Here is a 14,833-nt window from a genome sequence, read left to right on the forward strand (position 1 = left end):
AGTTACCGACCATGGCCTTCGAAGCAATGTTCCAGCCGATCCAGATCGGCAAACTGACCATCCGCAACCGTGTACTCTCCACCGCGCACGCCGAGGTCTATGCCACCGACGGCGGCATGACCACCGAGCGCTACGTGAAGTACTACGAGGAGAAGGCCAAGGGCGGTATCGGCCTGGCCATCTGCGGCGGTTCTTCCGTCGTGGCCATCGACAGCCCGCAGGGCTGGTGGAAGTCGGTGAACCTGTCCACCGACCGGATCATCCCGCACTTCCAGAACCTGGCCGACGCCATGCACAAGCACGGCGCCAAGATCATGATCCAGATTACCCACATGGGCCGCCGCTCCCGCTGGGACGGCGAGCATTGGCCGACCCTGATGTCGCCGTCGGGTATCCGCGAGCCCGTGCACCGGGCCACCTGCAAAACCATCGAGCCGGAGGAAATCTGGCGGGTGATCGGCAACTACGCCCAGGCCGCGCGCCGGGCGAAGGAAGGCGGCCTGGACGGCGTCGAGCTGTCCGCCGTGCACCAGCACATGATCGACCAGTTCTGGAGCCCGCGCGTCAACAAGCGCGACGACGAATGGGGCGGTAGCTTCGAGAACCGCATGCGTTTCGGCCTGGAAGTGCTCAAGGCGGTGCGCGCCGAGGTCGGCGACGACTTCTGCGTGGGCATGCGCATCTGTGGCGACGAGTTCCACCCGGACGGTCTGACCCATGAAGACATGAAGCAGATCGCCAAGTACTACAGCGATACCGGCATGCTCGACTTCATCGGCGTGGTCGGCTCCGGTTGCGACACCCATAACACCCTGGCCAACGTGATCCCGAACATGACCTACCCGCCGGAGCCGTTCCTGCACCTGGCGGCGGGCATCAAGGAAGTGGTCAACGTACCGGTGCTGCACGCGCAGAACATCAAGGACCCGAACCAGGCCACGCGCATCCTCGAAGGCGGCTACGTGGACATGGTCGGCATGACCCGCGCGCACATCGCCGACCCGCACCTGATCGCCAAGATCAAGATGGGCCAGGTCGACCAGATCAAGCAGTGCGTTGGCGCCAACTACTGCATCGACCGCCAGTACCAGGGCCTCGACGTGCTGTGCATCCAGAACGCCGCGACTTCCCGCGAGTACATGGGCGTGCCGCACATCATCGAGAAATCCACCGGGCCGAAGCGCAAGGTGGTGGTGGTGGGCGGCGGCCCGGCCGGCATGGAGGCGGCACGCGTTTCCGCCGAGCGCGGCCACGATGTGACCCTGTTCGAGAAGAAGGACCAGCTCGGCGGCCAGATCACCACCGCCTCCAAGGCACCGCAGCGCGACCAGATCGCCGGCATCACCCGCTGGTTCCAACTGGAGCTGGCGCGGCTGAACGTCGACCTGCGCCTGGGCACCGCGGCGGACGTCGAGACCATCCTCGACCTCAAGCCGGACGTCATCGTCCTGGCCAACGGCGGCCATCCGTTCCTCGAGCAGAACGAGCACTGGGGCGCGGCCGAAGGGCTGGTGGTGAGCAGCTGGGACATCCTTGACGGCAAGGTGGCGCCCGGCAAGAACGTGCTGGTCTACGACACCATCTGCGAGTTCAGCGGCATGTCGGTGGCGGACTTCCTGGCCGACAAGGGCGCCCAGGTGGAAATCGTCACCGACGATATCAAGCCCGGCGTGGCCATCGGCGGGACCACCTTCCCGACCTACTACCGCAGCATGTACCCGAAGGAAGTGATCATGACCGGCGACCTGATGCTGGAAAAGGTCTACCGCGAGGGCGACAAGCTGGTGGCGGTGCTGGAGAACGAATACACCGGCGCCAAGGAAGAGCGGGTGGTCGATCAGGTCGTTGTGGAAAACGGCGTGCGCCCGGATGAAACGCTCTACTACGCACTCAAGCAGGGCTCGCGCAACAAGGGGCAGATCGACGTGGAGAAACTCTTCGCGATCCAGCCGCAGCCGTGCCTTTCCGAAAGCGGCGACGGCTACCTGCTGTTCCGCATCGGCGACTGCGTGGCCCAGCGCAACACCCATGCGGCGATCTATGACGCGCTGAGACTCTGCAAGGATTTTTGACGGGCATGGACAACGCCCTCTCCCTCCCAACGGGGAGAGGGGCTGGCCCGGTGCCGTCCGTTTTGATCGCTCCCACGTCGGACCGTCGGCGAGGGAGTACAGCCGGTGGCGCTTGCGTCACAGAAGCGGACGCGGAGCGTCCAGTGAGGCGTTCCCACGCAAAGCGTGGGAACGATCGGTCTACGAGGGTTTGTGAATGTTGAACACCCTTCTCCCCATCCTGCTTTTCGCCGCCCTCGGCCTGGCCGTGCTGGGCGCCGCGAAGCGCTTCTTCATGTGGCGTCGCGGCCGGCCGTCGAAGGTCGAGTGGGTCGGCGGTCTGCTGAAGATGCCGCGCCGCTACCTGGTGGATCTGCACCATGTGGTCGAGCGCGACAAGTACATGTCCAAGACCCACGTCGCCACCGCCGGCGGCTTCGTCCTGGCGGCGCTGCTGGCGATCGTCGTGCACGGTTTCGGCCTGCACAACCGCATTCTTGGCTTCGCCCTGCTGGCGGCCACGGTGCTGATGTTCGTCGGCGCCCTGTTCGTCGCCAAGCGCCGGCGCAACCCGCCGAGCCGGCTGTCGAAGGGCCCGTGGATGCGCCTGCCGAAGAGCCTGCTGATGTTCTCGGTGAGCTTCTTCATCGCCACCCTGCCGGTCGCCGGCATCCTGCCGGAAGGTTTCGGTGGCTGGATGCTTGCCGCCATCCTGGCCGTTGGCGTGGCCTGGGGCGTGTCCGAGCTGTTCTTCGGCATGACCTGGGGCGGGCCGATGAAACACGCCTTCGCCGGTGCCCTGCACCTGGCCTGGCACCGCCGCGCCGAGCGCTTCGGCGGCGGTCGTTCCACCGGTCTCAAGGCCCTCGACCTGGACGACCCGAAGGCACCGCTGGGCGTGGAAAAGCCCACCGATTTCACCTGGAACCAGTTGCTCGGCTTCGACGCCTGCGTGCAGTGCGGCAAGTGCGAGGCCATGTGCCCGGCCTTCGCCGCCGGCCAGCCGCTCAACCCGAAGAAGTTGATCCAGGACATGGTCATCGGTCTGGCCGGTGGCAACGATGCCAAGTTCGCCGGCTCTCCGTATCCCGGCATCCCGCTCGGCGAACATGGCGGCGGGCCGCACCAGCCGATCGTCGTGCAAGGCGGCAAGGGGCTGGTGGAGGCGGATACCCTCTGGTCTTGCACCACCTGCCGCGCCTGCGTCGAGGAGTGCCCGATGATGATCGAGCACGTCGACGCCATCGTCGACATGCGCCGTCATCTCACCCTGGAGAAGGGTTCGACCCCGAACAAGGGCGCCGAGGTGCTGGACAACCTGATCGCCACCGACAATCCCGGCGGCTTCAACCCCGGCGGCCGGCTCAACTGGGCGGCCGACCTCAACCTGCCGCTGATGAGCGAGAAGGGCGAGGCCGAAGTGCTGTTCTGGGTTGGCGACGGTGCCTTCGACATGCGCAACCAGCGCACCCTGCGCGCCTTCGTGAAGATTCTCAAGGCGGCCAAGGTGGACTTCGCCGTGCTTGGCCTGGAAGAGCGCGACAGCGGTGATGTGGCGCGGCGGCTGGGTGACGAGGCGACCTTCCAGACCCTGGCCAGGCGCAACATCGCCACCCTGGCCAAGTACCGCTTCCAGCGCATCGTTACCTGCGACCCGCACAGCTTCCACGTGCTGAAGAATGAGTACGGCGAACTGGGCGGCCGTTACGATGTGCTGCACCACAGCACCTACATTGCCACCCTGATCTCTCGCGATCTGCTGGACCTTGGCCAGCACAAGGGCGGCAGCGTGACCTACCACGATCCCTGCTACCTGGGCCGCTACAACGGCGAGTACGAAGCGCCGCGCGCCGTGCTCAAGGCTATCGGCATCGAGGTGAAGGAAATGGAACGCTCCGGCTTCCGCTCGCGCTGCTGCGGCGGTGGCGGCGGCGCGCCGATCACCGACATCCCCGGCAAGCAGCGGATTCCCGATATGCGCATGGTCGACATCAAGGAAACCGGCGCCGAACTGGTGGCCGTGGGTTGCCCGCAGTGCACCGCCATGCTCGAAGGCGTGGTCGCCCCGCGACCGGAAATCAAGGACATCGCGGAGCTGGTGGCCGACGTGCTGATCGAGGCACCGGTACCGGTGAAGAAGCCGGTGGTGGCGAAGGCCGAGTTGGCGGGGGTGCAGTGATGAGTGCCCGACTGACAGTGCGCCGACCCGCGCCAACCAATACCCACGCCGTCCAGCAGCCCGAGGTATATCCATGACCATCATCCGCCGCGATCCCCGCGCCGAGTGGATCGCCCGCAACCGCCTGCACCCGCTGCACGGCAAGCTGCAGCAGGCCGAAGCCCGCTGGATGGGGCCCAACGGCCTGATCCGCAAGAATCCCCATGCCGTCGGCTTCATCGGGCCCAACGGCATCAAGCGTATCGACCGCTCCGGTGCGCAGCAGGGCGGTAGCGCCCGCCAGCGTTCCGCCGCCGTCGAGACCGTGCAACTGCCGCTGCACATCGTCGCCCAGCCGGCGTACTACATCTGCGTGGTGCCGGACATGGTCGGCGGACGCCTGTCCAGCCACGACAAGGACCTGCTCGGTCTTGCACGCCAGCTCGCCGGCAACGACGGCGCGGTACTGGCGGTAGTGTTCGGCGAGCACAAGGAAAGTGCCTTCGACACCGCCGGGGTGGATCGCCTGCTGCTGATCCAGGGCGAGGAATACGAAGGCTATGCGCCGGAACAGCGCATCCAGGCCCTGGCAGCGGTGGAGCGGCAGTTCGCGCCGCGCCACTGGCTGCTGCCCGACAGCCGCATGGGCGGTGCCGAATTGGGCCGCCGTCTCGCCGCCAAGCTGGGCGAGCGCCCGGCCACGCGGGTCTGGCAGGTGGAGGGCGAGCGCTGCGTCGGCCGCGCCGGCGCCGGTCGCGAAGACCTGCACCGAGCCTTGCCACGGCTCATCCTGGCCGCCGCCGAATGCGCCGAGCCGGTGGGCGAGACCCGTCACGAAGCTCTGCCGCTGTCCCTGGACAACAGCGTTGCGCGCAGCCTGCCGCGTATCGAAGACCTCGGCCCGGTGGCCGTGGATCCGGCGCAGATCCCCATGGCCGAGGCCGAATTCATCCTCTCCGGCGGCAACGGCGTGAAGAACTGGGACCTGTTCCACCAGGCCGCCCAGGCCCTCGGTGCCACCGAAGGCGCCTCCCGCGTGGCGGTGGACGACGGCTTCATGCCGCGCAATCGCCAGGTCGGCGCCACCGGTACCTGGGTCACCGCGCGGGTCTACCTGGCGGTGGGCATCTCCGGGGCGATCCAGCACCTGCAAGGCATCGGTGCCTGCGACAAGGTGGTAGCGATCAACCTCGACCCCGGTTGCGACATGATCAAGCGCGCCGATCTCTCGGTGATTGGCGACTCGGCGGCGATCCTCCAGGCCCTGATCGAGAAAGTCACCGCCTGGCGGCAGGGAGGGGCGCGCGATGCGGCCTAGCTATACAGCCCTTGTAGGAGCGGGCTTGCTCGCAAATGTCGGCCACCTGTTCGCCAGCAAGCTGGCTCCTACGGAACCCCTTGTCCGGAGCGTTCGCCATGACTGACCTGAACATCGTCACCCTGGTATCGGTCGGCGCCCACCCGACCTCCGGTCGCGCACGCCGCGCCGAGCAGGACGCCCGCGCCGTGGAGCTGGGCCTGCGCCTGGCCGGCGAAAAGCTGCGCGTGGTGCATGCCGGCGACCCTCGCGAGGAAGCGCTGCGTGCCTACCTCGGTATGGGCCTGCCCGAACTGACCGTGCTGGATCAGCCGGCCGGCACTGACGCGCTGCCGGCGCTGGCCGGTTTCCTGGCGGAGGCCGGCGCCCAGCTGGTGCTCACCGGCAGCCAGGCGGAGACCGGCGAGGGCTCCGGCCTGTTGCCCTACCTGCTCGCCGAGCGTCTCGGCTGGCCATTGGTGGTGGGTTTGGCCGCGGTGGAGAAAGTCGAACAGGGCCATGCCCAGGTGCTGCAAGCGCTGCCGCGCGGCCAGCGTCGCCGATTGAAGGTGCGCCTGCCGTTCCTCGCCAGCGTCGACAACGCCGCCCCGGTTGCCCGCCAGAGCGCCTTTGGCCCGGCCCGGCGCGGTGAGCTGCAGGTGGAGGCGGTGCCAGCGCTCACCGACGAGTTGTTCGCCGACGCCCAACTGCAACCGGCGCGCCCACGGCCCAAGCGGCTGAAGGTGATCAAGGCGAAGACCGCCGCCGACCGCTTCAAGGCCGCAACGGCCAAGGCGTCCGGCGACGGCGGCCAGGTCCTGCGCGACCTGACGCCCGAGGCGGGGGCCGAGGCGATCTTCAAGCTGCTGGTGGAGGAAGGGGTGGTGCGGTAGGGCGCTGCTTTCTATTTCCGCTGGGGGAGGTGTGTATGCCCTGCGGTGTTCGCCGATACTCCGCCCCCACACGGACTGCCCCCTCGCCCCTCTGGGGAGAGGGCTGGGGTGAGGGGCGGAGGTCGGAACCCCTCGAATACCCGCCTTACCTCAGCCAATCCCAATGTTTCCACAAAACCTGTGAGCCAATCTGTGGATAACGTGTTAAGCCCTTCGCTCACACCACAGCCCACGGCCCCCTTCAAAATCCGCTCATTTCCTGTCCAACCGCTTGAAAGACAAAGGCTTACCGCGTCACTCGGATAATCGCCCCGAAGCCCAGATTGTCCACACAGCCTGTGCACCGTCCTGTGGAAAAACTGTAGAGACATCGCGCAATCCCAGCTCTGGCAACGGTTACGTGCCAGTGGGTGATTTCTGCTCAGTCCCGCTCCTGGCGCTTCACTTCGTACAGTTGCTTGTGGCCCTTGCCTGGAAGTCGTCGGCGATGGCTTGCGCGTCGGTATAGGTATGGCCGGTGCTGACGAGGAATCGGTTGCCGTTGTCGTCCAGGCGTACCACGGACCAGACGGGCAGGGCGGCATCGGCAGGCGGGGAAGGTCGGGTCATGGGCAAGCCTTGGCGGGATTGCCTGACAGGTGTAGCCCGGATCGAGGCCGATGCAACCCGTGAGTGTCGCTCAGCGACGAGGGAAGCAGGCCAGCACGCCGTAGCCGGTGAGGAGGATCAGGAAGCAGAGGGTCAGGGACATGGGAAGCGATACGCCCCCACCGACCAGGGCCGGTGGGGGCGCGTACGGCTTATTCGCCGACTTGGCGCAGTTGCGGGGCGGCTTCTTCCACGCCCAGGTTGTTGAGCATGCGCTCGCTGTACCAGTCGAGGAAGTTGATCACGCCGAACTCGTAGGTCTTCGAGTACGGACCCGGCTGGTAAGCGGTGGAGTTGATGCCGCGCTGGTTTTCCTCGGCGAGGCGACGGTCCTGGTCGTTGGTGGCGTCCCAGACTTCGCGCAGGCGGGCGATGTCGTAATCGACGCCTTCCACCGCATCCTTATGCACCAGCCACTTGGTGGTGACCATGGTTTCCTGGGCGCTGATCGGCCACACGGTGAAGTTGATCAGGTGGTCGCCCATGCAGTGGTTCCACGAGTGCGGCAGGTGCAGGATGCGCATGGAGCCCAGGTCCGGGTTCTGGATGCGGCCCATCAGCTTCTTGCTGCCGGGCTTGCCGTCCATGGTCATGGACACGGTGCCCTTGAGCAGGGGCATGCGCACGATGCGGTTGCGCAGGCCGAAGCTGGCGTGGGCGTAGGGGATTTTCTCCGCTTCCCAGGCGGCGGCGGAAGCGGCCACGTGGTCCTTGAACGCCTGGTCGGCGCGCGGATCGGTGACGTCGTCCCACTCCAGCAGGGTGTTCAGCAGCTCGGGGTGCGAACCGTTGCAGTGGTAGCACTCGCGGTTGTTCTCGATCACCAGCTTCCAGTTGGCCTTTTCCATCAGCGTGGTGGAAACCGCCACCTTGGTGTTCTCCATGTCGTACGGCTCCATGTAGTGCTCGAGCGTACGCAGGAAGTCGTCGATGGCCGGCGGCTCGTCCGCCAGCGAGACGAAGATGTAGCCGCCGGCGCTCTTGCAGTTCACCGGTTTGAGGCCGTACTGGTTCATGTCGAAGTCGGCGCCCATCTCGGTGCCGGCGAATAGCAGGCGGCCGTCCAGCTCGTAGGTCCACTGGTGGTAGGGGCAGACCAGCTTGGCCACCTTGCCCTTGTCGCTCACGCACAGGCGCGAACCGCGGTGGCGGCAGACGTTATGGAATGCGTGGATTTTCCCTTCGGCGCCGCGGATCACGATGATCGGGTTGTCGCCGATCTGCAGGGTCAGGTAGTTGCCCTTGGCCGGGATTTCGCAGGTCATGCCGGCGATCAGCCATTCCTTCTGGAAAATCTCCTGCATGTCGATCTGGAACAGGCGCTCGTCGTTGTAGAACGGCTGTGGCAGGGAGAAGCTGTGATCGCGGGTTTGCAGCATCTCGGCGGTGGCTTTGCGTGCCGGCTCCAGCGGGTCGCCCAGGCTCAGGGTGGTGGTAGTGCTCATCGTTGACTCCTCATGGCGGGCCGTCAGGGCGGCCGTCGCGTAAATGGCTTGTTCGGTGTGCTACGCAAGGCGGCGAACAGGCCCTTTGTTATCCGGCGTGGGCTGATCGCTCGTTGAAACCTTATGGTGTCCGGCTGGAATCGAGTGTGGGGTCGGCGAGGGCGGGAACCTTGTCCATGGGCGACATGGCCGCATCCGTTTCCGACGCTGCAGGCCCGGTGGCATGGGGGCTGGTCGCGATAAGCATGTGGATGTCGCGAATGGGTAAACGGAGGTGGCTGGCCTCTGCGCAGAATCCACCACAAGAGGCCGAATAGACGGCCGTTGTGCGCGGAGTCATGCCATGTCGAACAGCTTCCTCAACCCGGTCAACACCCAGACCTGGACCAACGGCCGCCATCTGGTGCGCTGCGTCAAGGTGATCCAGGAAACCTGGGACGTGCGCACTTTCTGTTTCATGGCCGACCAGCCGATCCTGTTCTTCTTCAAGCCCGGCCAGTTCGTCACCCTGGAGCTGGAGATCGAGGGGCAGCCGATCATGCGCTCCTACACCATCTCCAGTTCGCCGTCGGTGCCCTACAGCTTCTCCCTGACCATCAAGCGCGTACCGGGCGGCAAGGTCTCCAACTGGCTGCACGACAACCTCAACGAGGGCGATGTGCTGCCGGTGCACGGGCCGGTGGGGCTGTTCAATGCCATCGATTTTCCGGCGGACAAGGTGCTGTTCCTCAGCGGCGGCGTCGGCATCACCCCGGTGATGTCCATGGCGCGCTGGTTCTTCGACACCAACGGCAACGTTGACATGGTGTTCGTCCACAGTGCCCGCACGCCGAAGGACATCATCTATCACCGCGAGCTGCGCCACATGGCCTCGCGCATCAACAATTTCAAGCTGCACCTGATCTGCGAGCGCTACGAGATCGGCGAAACCTGGTCCGGCTACCGTGGCTACCTGAGCCAGCCGATGCTGGAGCTGATCGCGCCGGACTTCAAGGAGCGGGAGATCTTCTGCTGCGGCCCGACGCCCTACATGAATGCCGTCAAGCGCCTGCTGGAAGCCAATGGCTTCGACATGAAGCGCTACCACGAGGAATCCTTCGGGGCGACGCCGGCCGACGTGAGCGAAGAGGTCAGGGAACTGGCCGCCGAAGCCGCCGAGGCACCGGAAATTCCGGCGGGCGATCTGCACCAGGTGTCCTTCACCAGCACCGGCAAGAGCATTCGCGTCGCCCCCGGCGAGACCGTGCATGCCGCTGCCGCCAAGCTCGGCCTGCATATCCCGAAAGCCTGCGGCATGGGTATCTGCGGCACCTGCAAGGTGATGAAGACGTCCGGCGATGTCGACATGGAGCACAACGGCGGGATCACCGACGAGGACGTGGCCGAGGGCTACATCCTGTCCTGCTGCAGCGTGCCGAAGGGCGACGTCAGCATCGATTACTGAGTACGTGCAGAGCGTATAAAACAGTCACTACCCTGCGGGCCGCGTGCGGAAAGGCTCGCCGCCTTCCTTGCACAGGTTGCCCACAGGGCTTTGCACAGCTTCTGTGGGCAAGCCGTTGCCATAACCGGCTGAATTCGCTCGAAAAACGCCCATCCTCCAGACATGGCGCAGGCTCCGGGCCTGGACGTCCTGTCTACAGCCTGTCCACAGGTTGATCCACCGTTCGTGGGTATAACGCCGAGTTGAGCCTTGTGGGCGAACGGCGGTCCAATGGGCAGACCCGTTTCCGTGGAGGAACGATGAAAGCGCCCGCCGCCTGCCTCGCCCTGGCTCTCTGCACGCCGTTGGTGGTCGCCCAGGAGCGGCCGCCCGGCTCTCCCGGCACGCCGACACCACAACCCTATGGCCAGCCGGCTCCCATCACGCCGCGCCCGCCGGCGGATCGGCTGCCGCTGATCAACGACGGCAGCAATCGAAACCTGCCCAGGCCGAAGGAAAACATTCGCCAGGAATCCCTGCCGCTGTTGCGGGAACGGCTGGAACGTGACGTTGCGCCCCGGACGCAACCGAATGAGGAAGGAGAGCGCCGACGCCAGCCCTGAGACAGGGGTATCGCTCGCTGCGCTGCGCAGGAAACGACCAGCTTTCTCCAAGGCCCGCCATTCGTGGCCTGCGTTTGTATCCGCACAGCTTTTCCACAGGCTGCTGCACAGCTTCTGTGTGCAAACCAATGCTCAAGTCATTGAAATCGCTCAATAAATCGCCTGATCGCCAGAGATGGCGCGGCTTCTGGGCTGCGGCTGGAGGCGAACAGCTTGTCCACAGAGTCATCCACGCCGACTGTGAGTAAGCCAGCCGGGTGCGAGCGGGTCAGATACCCTCGTCGCCCATGTACTCCTCGGTTGCCCTCACCACCATTTCACGCCAGCCGCCCGCTTCTCCGGCGACCATTTCCAAGGCCTGCAAAGTGGCCAGGAAGGCGTCGCGGTAAAGCAGGGGATCGTTCTGCGCGGCGGCGTTGTCAGCGTGTTCGCGGGCTTGGCGGAGCAGGGTCTGGAATGCGTTCTGGTCGAAAGACATGGCGGCCTCCTTGGGTTTTCCGGTTAGACCGTCACCGGGGTGGCATGGCAGCGCCGGCCATCGGAAGGCGCTGCGTGCGCCGAGGGGGCGGAGGCGGGCGGTCAGCCCTCCTGGCCGGCGGCCAGTTCGGCGTCCCGGGCTCTGGCGCGGGTGACGGCGGGGCGCGTGTTCACCCTTTCAATATAGGCCTTGATCGTCGGGGTCTCTTCGACCAGCCCGAAGCGGGTCGTCCAGGTCAGTGCGACACCCCAGAGCAGGTCGGCCGCCGTGAAGCGTTCGCCGAGCAGATAAGGCCCCTTGGCCAGCTGGTCGGTGAGCGTTTTCATCACGGTGTCGTAGTCGCCATAGGGCGACATCGCCTGGGGAGGCGGTTCGCGCTTCAGCGCCCGGTCCAGCAATGCCGGTTCGAAGCAGGAGCCATAGAACGCTAGCCAGCGCAGGTAGGGGCCGCGCTGCGGATCGTCGAGCGTCGGTGCCAGCCCGGCCTGGGGGAAGATGTCGGCCAGGTAGATGAACACCGCTGCCTGCTCGGTGACCAGCTCGCCCCTGTGGCTGATGGCCGGAACCTTGCCCATCGGGTTGATCGCCAGGTAGTCGGGGGTTCGCTGCTCGCCTTGCTTCATGTTCAGCAGATGCAGGCGATAGGGAGCGCCCAGCTCCTCGAGCAGGATCAGCGTGCCGGTCGAGCGGGTGTTGGGCGCATGGTGAAAGACGAGATCGTTGTCGGCGGACATAACGGGTTCCTCACGTCGAGACGTGAGAAACCCTAGCGGAAAATCCGAACGATGCACGTCGGCCGAAGCGCACGGCGCTGTCATGCCCTCCGGCCGGAAGCCGCCTCAGCCGCGGGCGGCCGTCATCACGTCGCGGATGTCCGCCGCCAGTTGTTCCACGCGCTCGACCTGGGTGTCCCAGGAGCACATGAAGCGCGCGCCGCCGTTGCCGATGAAGGTGTAGAAGCGCCAGCCCCGGGCGCGCAGGGCTTCGATGGCGGGTTCGGAGAGCTGGAGGAACACGCCGTTGGCTTCCACCGGGAACATCAGGCTGACGCCGGGGATGTCCGCGACCCGCTCGGCGAGCAGGCGGGCGCAGCGGTTGGCGTGGTCGGCGTAGTGCAGCCAGGCGTCGTCTTGCAGCAGGCCGACCCAGGGGGCGGAGAGGAAGCGCATCTTCGAGGCCAGTTGCCCGGCCTGCTTGCAGCGGTAGTCGAAATCTTCGGCCAGGGCCTTGTTGAAGAACAGGATCGCCTCACCCACCGCCATGCCGTTCTTGGTGCCGCCGAAGCAGAGCACATCGACGCCGGCCTTCCAGCTCAATTCCGCCGGCGAGCAGCCGAGGAAGGCGCAGGCGTTGGCGAAACGGGCTCCATCCATGTGCAGGTTCAAGCCGAGTTCGCGGCAGGCCTCGCTGATCGCGCGGATTTCGTCGGGACGATAGACGGTGCCCACCTCGGTGGCCTGGGTGAGGGTCACCACGCGGGGTTTCGGGTAGTGGATGTCCTGGCGCTTGAGTGCCACCTCGCGCACCGCCGCGGGTGTCAGCTTGCCGGCCTGGGTGGCGGCCAGCAGGAGCTTGGAGCCGTTGGAGAAGAATTCCGGGGCGCCGCATTCGTCGGTCTCGACGTGGGCGGTCTCCGAGCAGATCACGCTGTGATAGCTCTGGCACAAGGCGGACAGCGCCAGGGAGTTGGCGGCGGTGCCGTTGAAGGCGAAGAACACTTCGCAGTCGGTCTCGAACAATCGGCGGAAGTGGTCGGCGGCGCGGGCGGTCCATTGGTCCTCGCCGTAGGCGCGTTCGTGGCCGTGGTTGGCTTCGGCCATCGCGGCCCAGGCTTCCGGGCAGATACCGGAGTAGTTGTCGCTGGCGAACTGTTGGGTCGGGTCTGTCATGCCTGATTCCTTGTCTCGGTCGCCCGCCGTCGCGGTCGGGCGGATGGCGGTACTTTACGCCAGGCCCGGGCCGGGAGAGTGAGTGCAAGCGACAACTTGTTGCAGCCAACGCCTTGGACAAAAACCGGACATTCTTTCGTAGGCTGCGGAATGCCTGGGCTAGCGCAGGGAACGCACAGGTTATGCACAGCCCGGTACACAGCTTCTGTGCGAAAACCGAAGCGGCAAGCCTTTGAAATCGTTCATAAAACACTCGCTTCGCGGCGTACGCCCCAAGTTGCGGGCCGTAGCGAGGTATCGACAGCTTGTCCACAGGCCTGTCCACCGTGGCTGTGTGTAAGCCGCCGGGCTTGTCGAGGAACTCCAGCCGCTATTCTGGTTTCAGAACTAAGGGCACAAGCGTTCGGCTTGTCGCCGCCTTTCGAAAAGGAGTGTTCCCATGCGCTATCACCCTCTGCTCGCCCTGTTCGCCTCCTTGGCCGTCACCCTGCCGGCTGTCGCTGCCGACTGGCCCGCCGGTGGCAAGGCGGACTTCATCAAGGAATGTGTGGCCAGTTCCAAGGCCACCCATGGCGAAGATGCTGCGAAGGACTACTGCGAATGCGCTGCAGACAAGGTCAGTGATGAGTTCAGCGAAGCCGAGATGGAAGAGCTGCACAGCAAGACGGGCATCACACCGCAAATGCAGCAGCGCCTGGTCAGTGCCTCGAGCAGTTGCCTGAGCGAGCTGAACCAGGAGTAATGCGTGCCGCCTGGCGAGCCGGGCCCGTGAGGGAAACCGGCGGATTTGCCGTACATGCCTCGCGGGCCGGCGGATGCGACTATGCTGCCGCGATAGCCTTCGACACGGCGGAGCCATGCTGCAGCACGACGTTTCCCACCTGACGGCCTGCCCGGAGCGGGCCGTTCCCCTGCCGCGCGATGCGGCACTCGACCTGATCAAGTGGCTGGCCATGCTCAGCATGGTGCTGGATCACTTGCGCCACGTCTGGTTCGAGACCGCATTCCTTTATGTTCCCGGGCGGCTGGCGTTTCCCTTCTTCTGCCTGGCCATTGCGGTGAACGTCGCGCGTCCGGTAGTGCCGGGGCATTCGCCGCTCCGCGTGCGCTACCTGGGCTGGCTGCTGGTCTTCGCCGTGCTGTCCGAATTCCCCTACCGGTTGCTGGTGGAGTGGCCGGGAAGCCTCAACGTGCTGCCGACCCTCGCCCTCGGCATGTTGATCGCCAATGCCATGGCGCGGCCCGAGCGGCTGGACCGGGGCCTGGGGCTGGCCGCCTTGCTGCTCGCCGCGTGGTTCCACGAGCAATTGATGTTCGGCCTCTTCGGCGCGGTGTTGCCTGCCGCCTTCCTGCTGGCACTGCGTGGCGAAGGCTGGACGTTGCTGCCCGGGATGATCTGCCTGGCGGCGAACTACTGGTGGGAAATCTACGCCCGGGCATGGGCCATGCAGCCGTTCGCCTGGCTGGTGATCGCTACTTGTTTCGTCGCGCCTTTCATCGGGTTGTGGTTGTTGCGTCATCCACCACGCTTCCCGGTGCCGCCCATGCGACGCTGGGCGTACCTGCTCTATCCCGGGCATTTCCTGGCGCTCTGGGGGCTGCGCGAGTGGCTGGTCCGCTGAGGGGATAAACCGGCGCGGGACCGTGGTTGTCCGTTGGCGACGCCCCATGTCGCAAACGCATTCTCCCGTGGCGTCCCCAGGCATACCGCTGCGTAGGCCCGGCCATACCATCGCCTCCAAGGACAACCCCTCATTGATACGCGTGCCAGCGCCGGGAGACCCGCGATGTTCAGCAAGCAAGACCAAATCCAGGGCTACGACGACGAACTGCTCGCCGCGATGAACGCGGAAGAACAACGTCAGGAAGATCACATCGAGCTGATCGCCTCCGAGAACTACACCAGCAAGCGCGTGATGCAGGCCCAG

The 14,833-nt window shown here is 65.6% G+C and carries 13 protein-coding genes and 1 pseudogene; 9 read left to right on the forward strand and 5 right to left on the reverse strand.

Features of this window, described 5'->3' with window-relative positions; all coding sequences use genetic code 11:
- Nucleotides 1–11: 11 nt before the first annotated feature.
- From dgcA to BZL41_RS16225, 4 genes are all read left to right on the forward strand, one after another.
- Nucleotides 12–2,072, forward strand: a complete 2,061-nt coding sequence (gene dgcA, locus BZL41_RS16210; RefSeq protein ID WP_095600265.1) for a dimethylglycine demethylation protein DgcA — start codon at nucleotides 12–14, stop codon at nucleotides 2,070–2,072.
- 196 nt (nucleotides 2,073–2,268) lie between these two features.
- Entirely contained in the window at nucleotides 2,269–4,230 is a 1,962-nt protein-coding gene (dgcB, locus tag BZL41_RS16215) for a dimethylglycine demethylation protein DgcB (RefSeq protein ID WP_095600266.1), read from the forward strand.
- Nucleotides 4,231–4,303: 73 nt separating this feature from the next.
- Nucleotides 4,304–5,527, forward strand: a complete 1,224-nt coding sequence (locus BZL41_RS16220; RefSeq protein WP_095600267.1) for an electron transfer flavoprotein subunit alpha/FixB family protein — start codon at nucleotides 4,304–4,306, stop codon at nucleotides 5,525–5,527.
- A gap of 98 nt (nucleotides 5,528–5,625) precedes the next feature.
- A complete protein-coding gene (locus BZL41_RS16225) occupies nucleotides 5,626–6,399 on the forward strand; it encodes an electron transfer flavoprotein subunit beta (protein ID WP_095600268.1) in 774 nt (257 codons plus the stop codon).
- A gap of 441 nt (nucleotides 6,400–6,840) precedes the next feature.
- Here BZL41_RS16225 and BZL41_RS28055 read toward each other — a convergent pair whose 3' ends face one another.
- On the reverse strand, nucleotides 6,841–7,008 hold the full coding sequence (locus tag BZL41_RS28055) for a hypothetical protein (protein ID WP_256578171.1): 168 nt from the start codon (nucleotides 7,006–7,008) through the stop codon (nucleotides 6,841–6,843).
- 191 nt (nucleotides 7,009–7,199) lie between these two features.
- The gene (gene gbcA, locus BZL41_RS16230) at nucleotides 7,200–8,492 is read right to left on the reverse strand and encodes a glycine-betaine demethylase subunit GbcA (RefSeq protein ID WP_095600269.1); all 1,293 of its coding nucleotides are present in this window, start codon (nucleotides 8,490–8,492) and stop codon (nucleotides 7,200–7,202) included.
- Nucleotides 8,493–8,835: 343 nt separating this feature from the next.
- On the opposite strand from gbcA, the gene gbcB reads away from it, so the two are divergent.
- Nucleotides 8,836–9,936, forward strand: coding sequence for a glycine-betaine demethylase subunit GbcB (gene gbcB, locus BZL41_RS16235; protein WP_095600270.1), 1,101 nt, complete (start codon nucleotides 8,836–8,838; stop codon nucleotides 9,934–9,936).
- Nucleotides 9,937–10,235: 299 nt separating this feature from the next.
- On the forward strand, nucleotides 10,236–10,538 hold the full coding sequence (locus BZL41_RS16240; protein ID WP_095600271.1) for a hypothetical protein: 303 nt from the start codon (nucleotides 10,236–10,238) through the stop codon (nucleotides 10,536–10,538).
- Nucleotides 10,539–10,806: 268 nt separating this feature from the next.
- Here the strand turns inward: BZL41_RS16240 and BZL41_RS16245 are convergent, their stop codons facing one another.
- From BZL41_RS16245 to BZL41_RS16255, 3 genes are all read right to left on the reverse strand, one after another.
- The gene (locus tag BZL41_RS16245) at nucleotides 10,807–11,016 is read right to left on the reverse strand and encodes a hypothetical protein (protein ID WP_084336071.1); all 210 of its coding nucleotides are present in this window, start codon (nucleotides 11,014–11,016) and stop codon (nucleotides 10,807–10,809) included.
- Nucleotides 11,017–11,117: 101 nt separating this feature from the next.
- Nucleotides 11,118–11,750, reverse strand: a complete 633-nt coding sequence (locus BZL41_RS16250) for a glutathione S-transferase family protein (protein ID WP_095600272.1) — start codon at nucleotides 11,748–11,750, stop codon at nucleotides 11,118–11,120.
- 105 nt (nucleotides 11,751–11,855) lie between these two features.
- Complete coding sequence (locus tag BZL41_RS16255; protein ID WP_095600273.1) at nucleotides 11,856–12,905, reverse strand: low specificity L-threonine aldolase; 1,050 nt, start codon at nucleotides 12,903–12,905, stop codon at nucleotides 11,856–11,858.
- Between the two features lie 439 nt (nucleotides 12,906–13,344).
- On the opposite strand from BZL41_RS16255, the gene BZL41_RS16260 reads away from it, so the two are divergent.
- The 3 genes and pseudogenes from BZL41_RS16260 to glyA all read left to right on the forward strand — a co-directional run.
- Nucleotides 13,345–13,647 (forward strand): hypothetical protein, encoded by a 303-nt coding sequence (locus BZL41_RS16260; protein ID WP_095600274.1) that lies wholly within the window; start codon nucleotides 13,345–13,347, stop codon nucleotides 13,645–13,647.
- Between the two features lie 115 nt (nucleotides 13,648–13,762).
- Complete coding sequence (locus tag BZL41_RS16265) at nucleotides 13,763–14,527, forward strand: TraX family protein (RefSeq protein ID WP_095600275.1); 765 nt, start codon at nucleotides 13,763–13,765, stop codon at nucleotides 14,525–14,527.
- A 165-nt stretch (nucleotides 14,528–14,692) separates the two neighbouring features.
- A pseudogene (gene glyA / locus BZL41_RS16270) lies at nucleotides 14,693–14,833 on the forward strand (serine hydroxymethyltransferase); the annotation flags it as partial.

Origin of the sequence: Pseudomonas sp. PIC25, assembly GCF_002286785.1 — a bacterium.
In the GTDB taxonomy this organism is placed as follows: domain Bacteria; phylum Pseudomonadota; class Gammaproteobacteria; order Pseudomonadales; family Pseudomonadaceae; genus Pseudomonas_M.

What these genes read in the sequence shown, in the direction of transcription:
- gbcB (WP_095600270.1), top strand. Translation starts at nt 8,836, where the DNA reads ATGTCGAACAGCTTCCTCAACCCGGTCAACACCCAGACCTGGACCAAC.
- BZL41_RS16260 (WP_095600274.1), top strand. Translation starts at nt 13,345, where the DNA reads ATGCGCTATCACCCTCTGCTCGCCCTGTTCGCCTCCTTGGCCGTCACC.
- BZL41_RS16225 (WP_095600268.1), top strand. Translation starts at nt 5,626, where the DNA reads ATGACTGACCTGAACATCGTCACCCTGGTATCGGTCGGCGCCCACCCG.
- BZL41_RS28055 (WP_256578171.1), bottom strand. Translation starts at nt 7,008, where the DNA reads ATGACCCGACCTTCCCCGCCTGCCGATGCCGCCCTGCCCGTCTGGTCC.
- BZL41_RS16240 (WP_095600271.1), top strand. Translation starts at nt 10,236, where the DNA reads ATGAAAGCGCCCGCCGCCTGCCTCGCCCTGGCTCTCTGCACGCCGTTG.
- BZL41_RS16255 (WP_095600273.1), bottom strand. Translation starts at nt 12,905, where the DNA reads ATGACAGACCCGACCCAACAGTTCGCCAGCGACAACTACTCCGGTATC.
- BZL41_RS16265 (WP_095600275.1), top strand. Translation starts at nt 13,763, where the DNA reads ATGCTGCAGCACGACGTTTCCCACCTGACGGCCTGCCCGGAGCGGGCC.
- BZL41_RS16250 (WP_095600272.1), bottom strand. Translation starts at nt 11,750, where the DNA reads ATGTCCGCCGACAACGATCTCGTCTTTCACCATGCGCCCAACACCCGC.
- BZL41_RS16220 (WP_095600267.1), top strand. Translation starts at nt 4,304, where the DNA reads ATGACCATCATCCGCCGCGATCCCCGCGCCGAGTGGATCGCCCGCAAC.
- BZL41_RS16245 (WP_084336071.1), bottom strand. Translation starts at nt 11,016, where the DNA reads ATGTCTTTCGACCAGAACGCATTCCAGACCCTGCTCCGCCAAGCCCGC.
- dgcB (WP_095600266.1), top strand. Translation starts at nt 2,269, where the DNA reads ATGTTGAACACCCTTCTCCCCATCCTGCTTTTCGCCGCCCTCGGCCTG.
- dgcA (WP_095600265.1), top strand. Translation starts at nt 12, where the DNA reads ATGGCCTTCGAAGCAATGTTCCAGCCGATCCAGATCGGCAAACTGACC.
- gbcA (WP_095600269.1), bottom strand. Translation starts at nt 8,492, where the DNA reads ATGAGCACTACCACCACCCTGAGCCTGGGCGACCCGCTGGAGCCGGCA.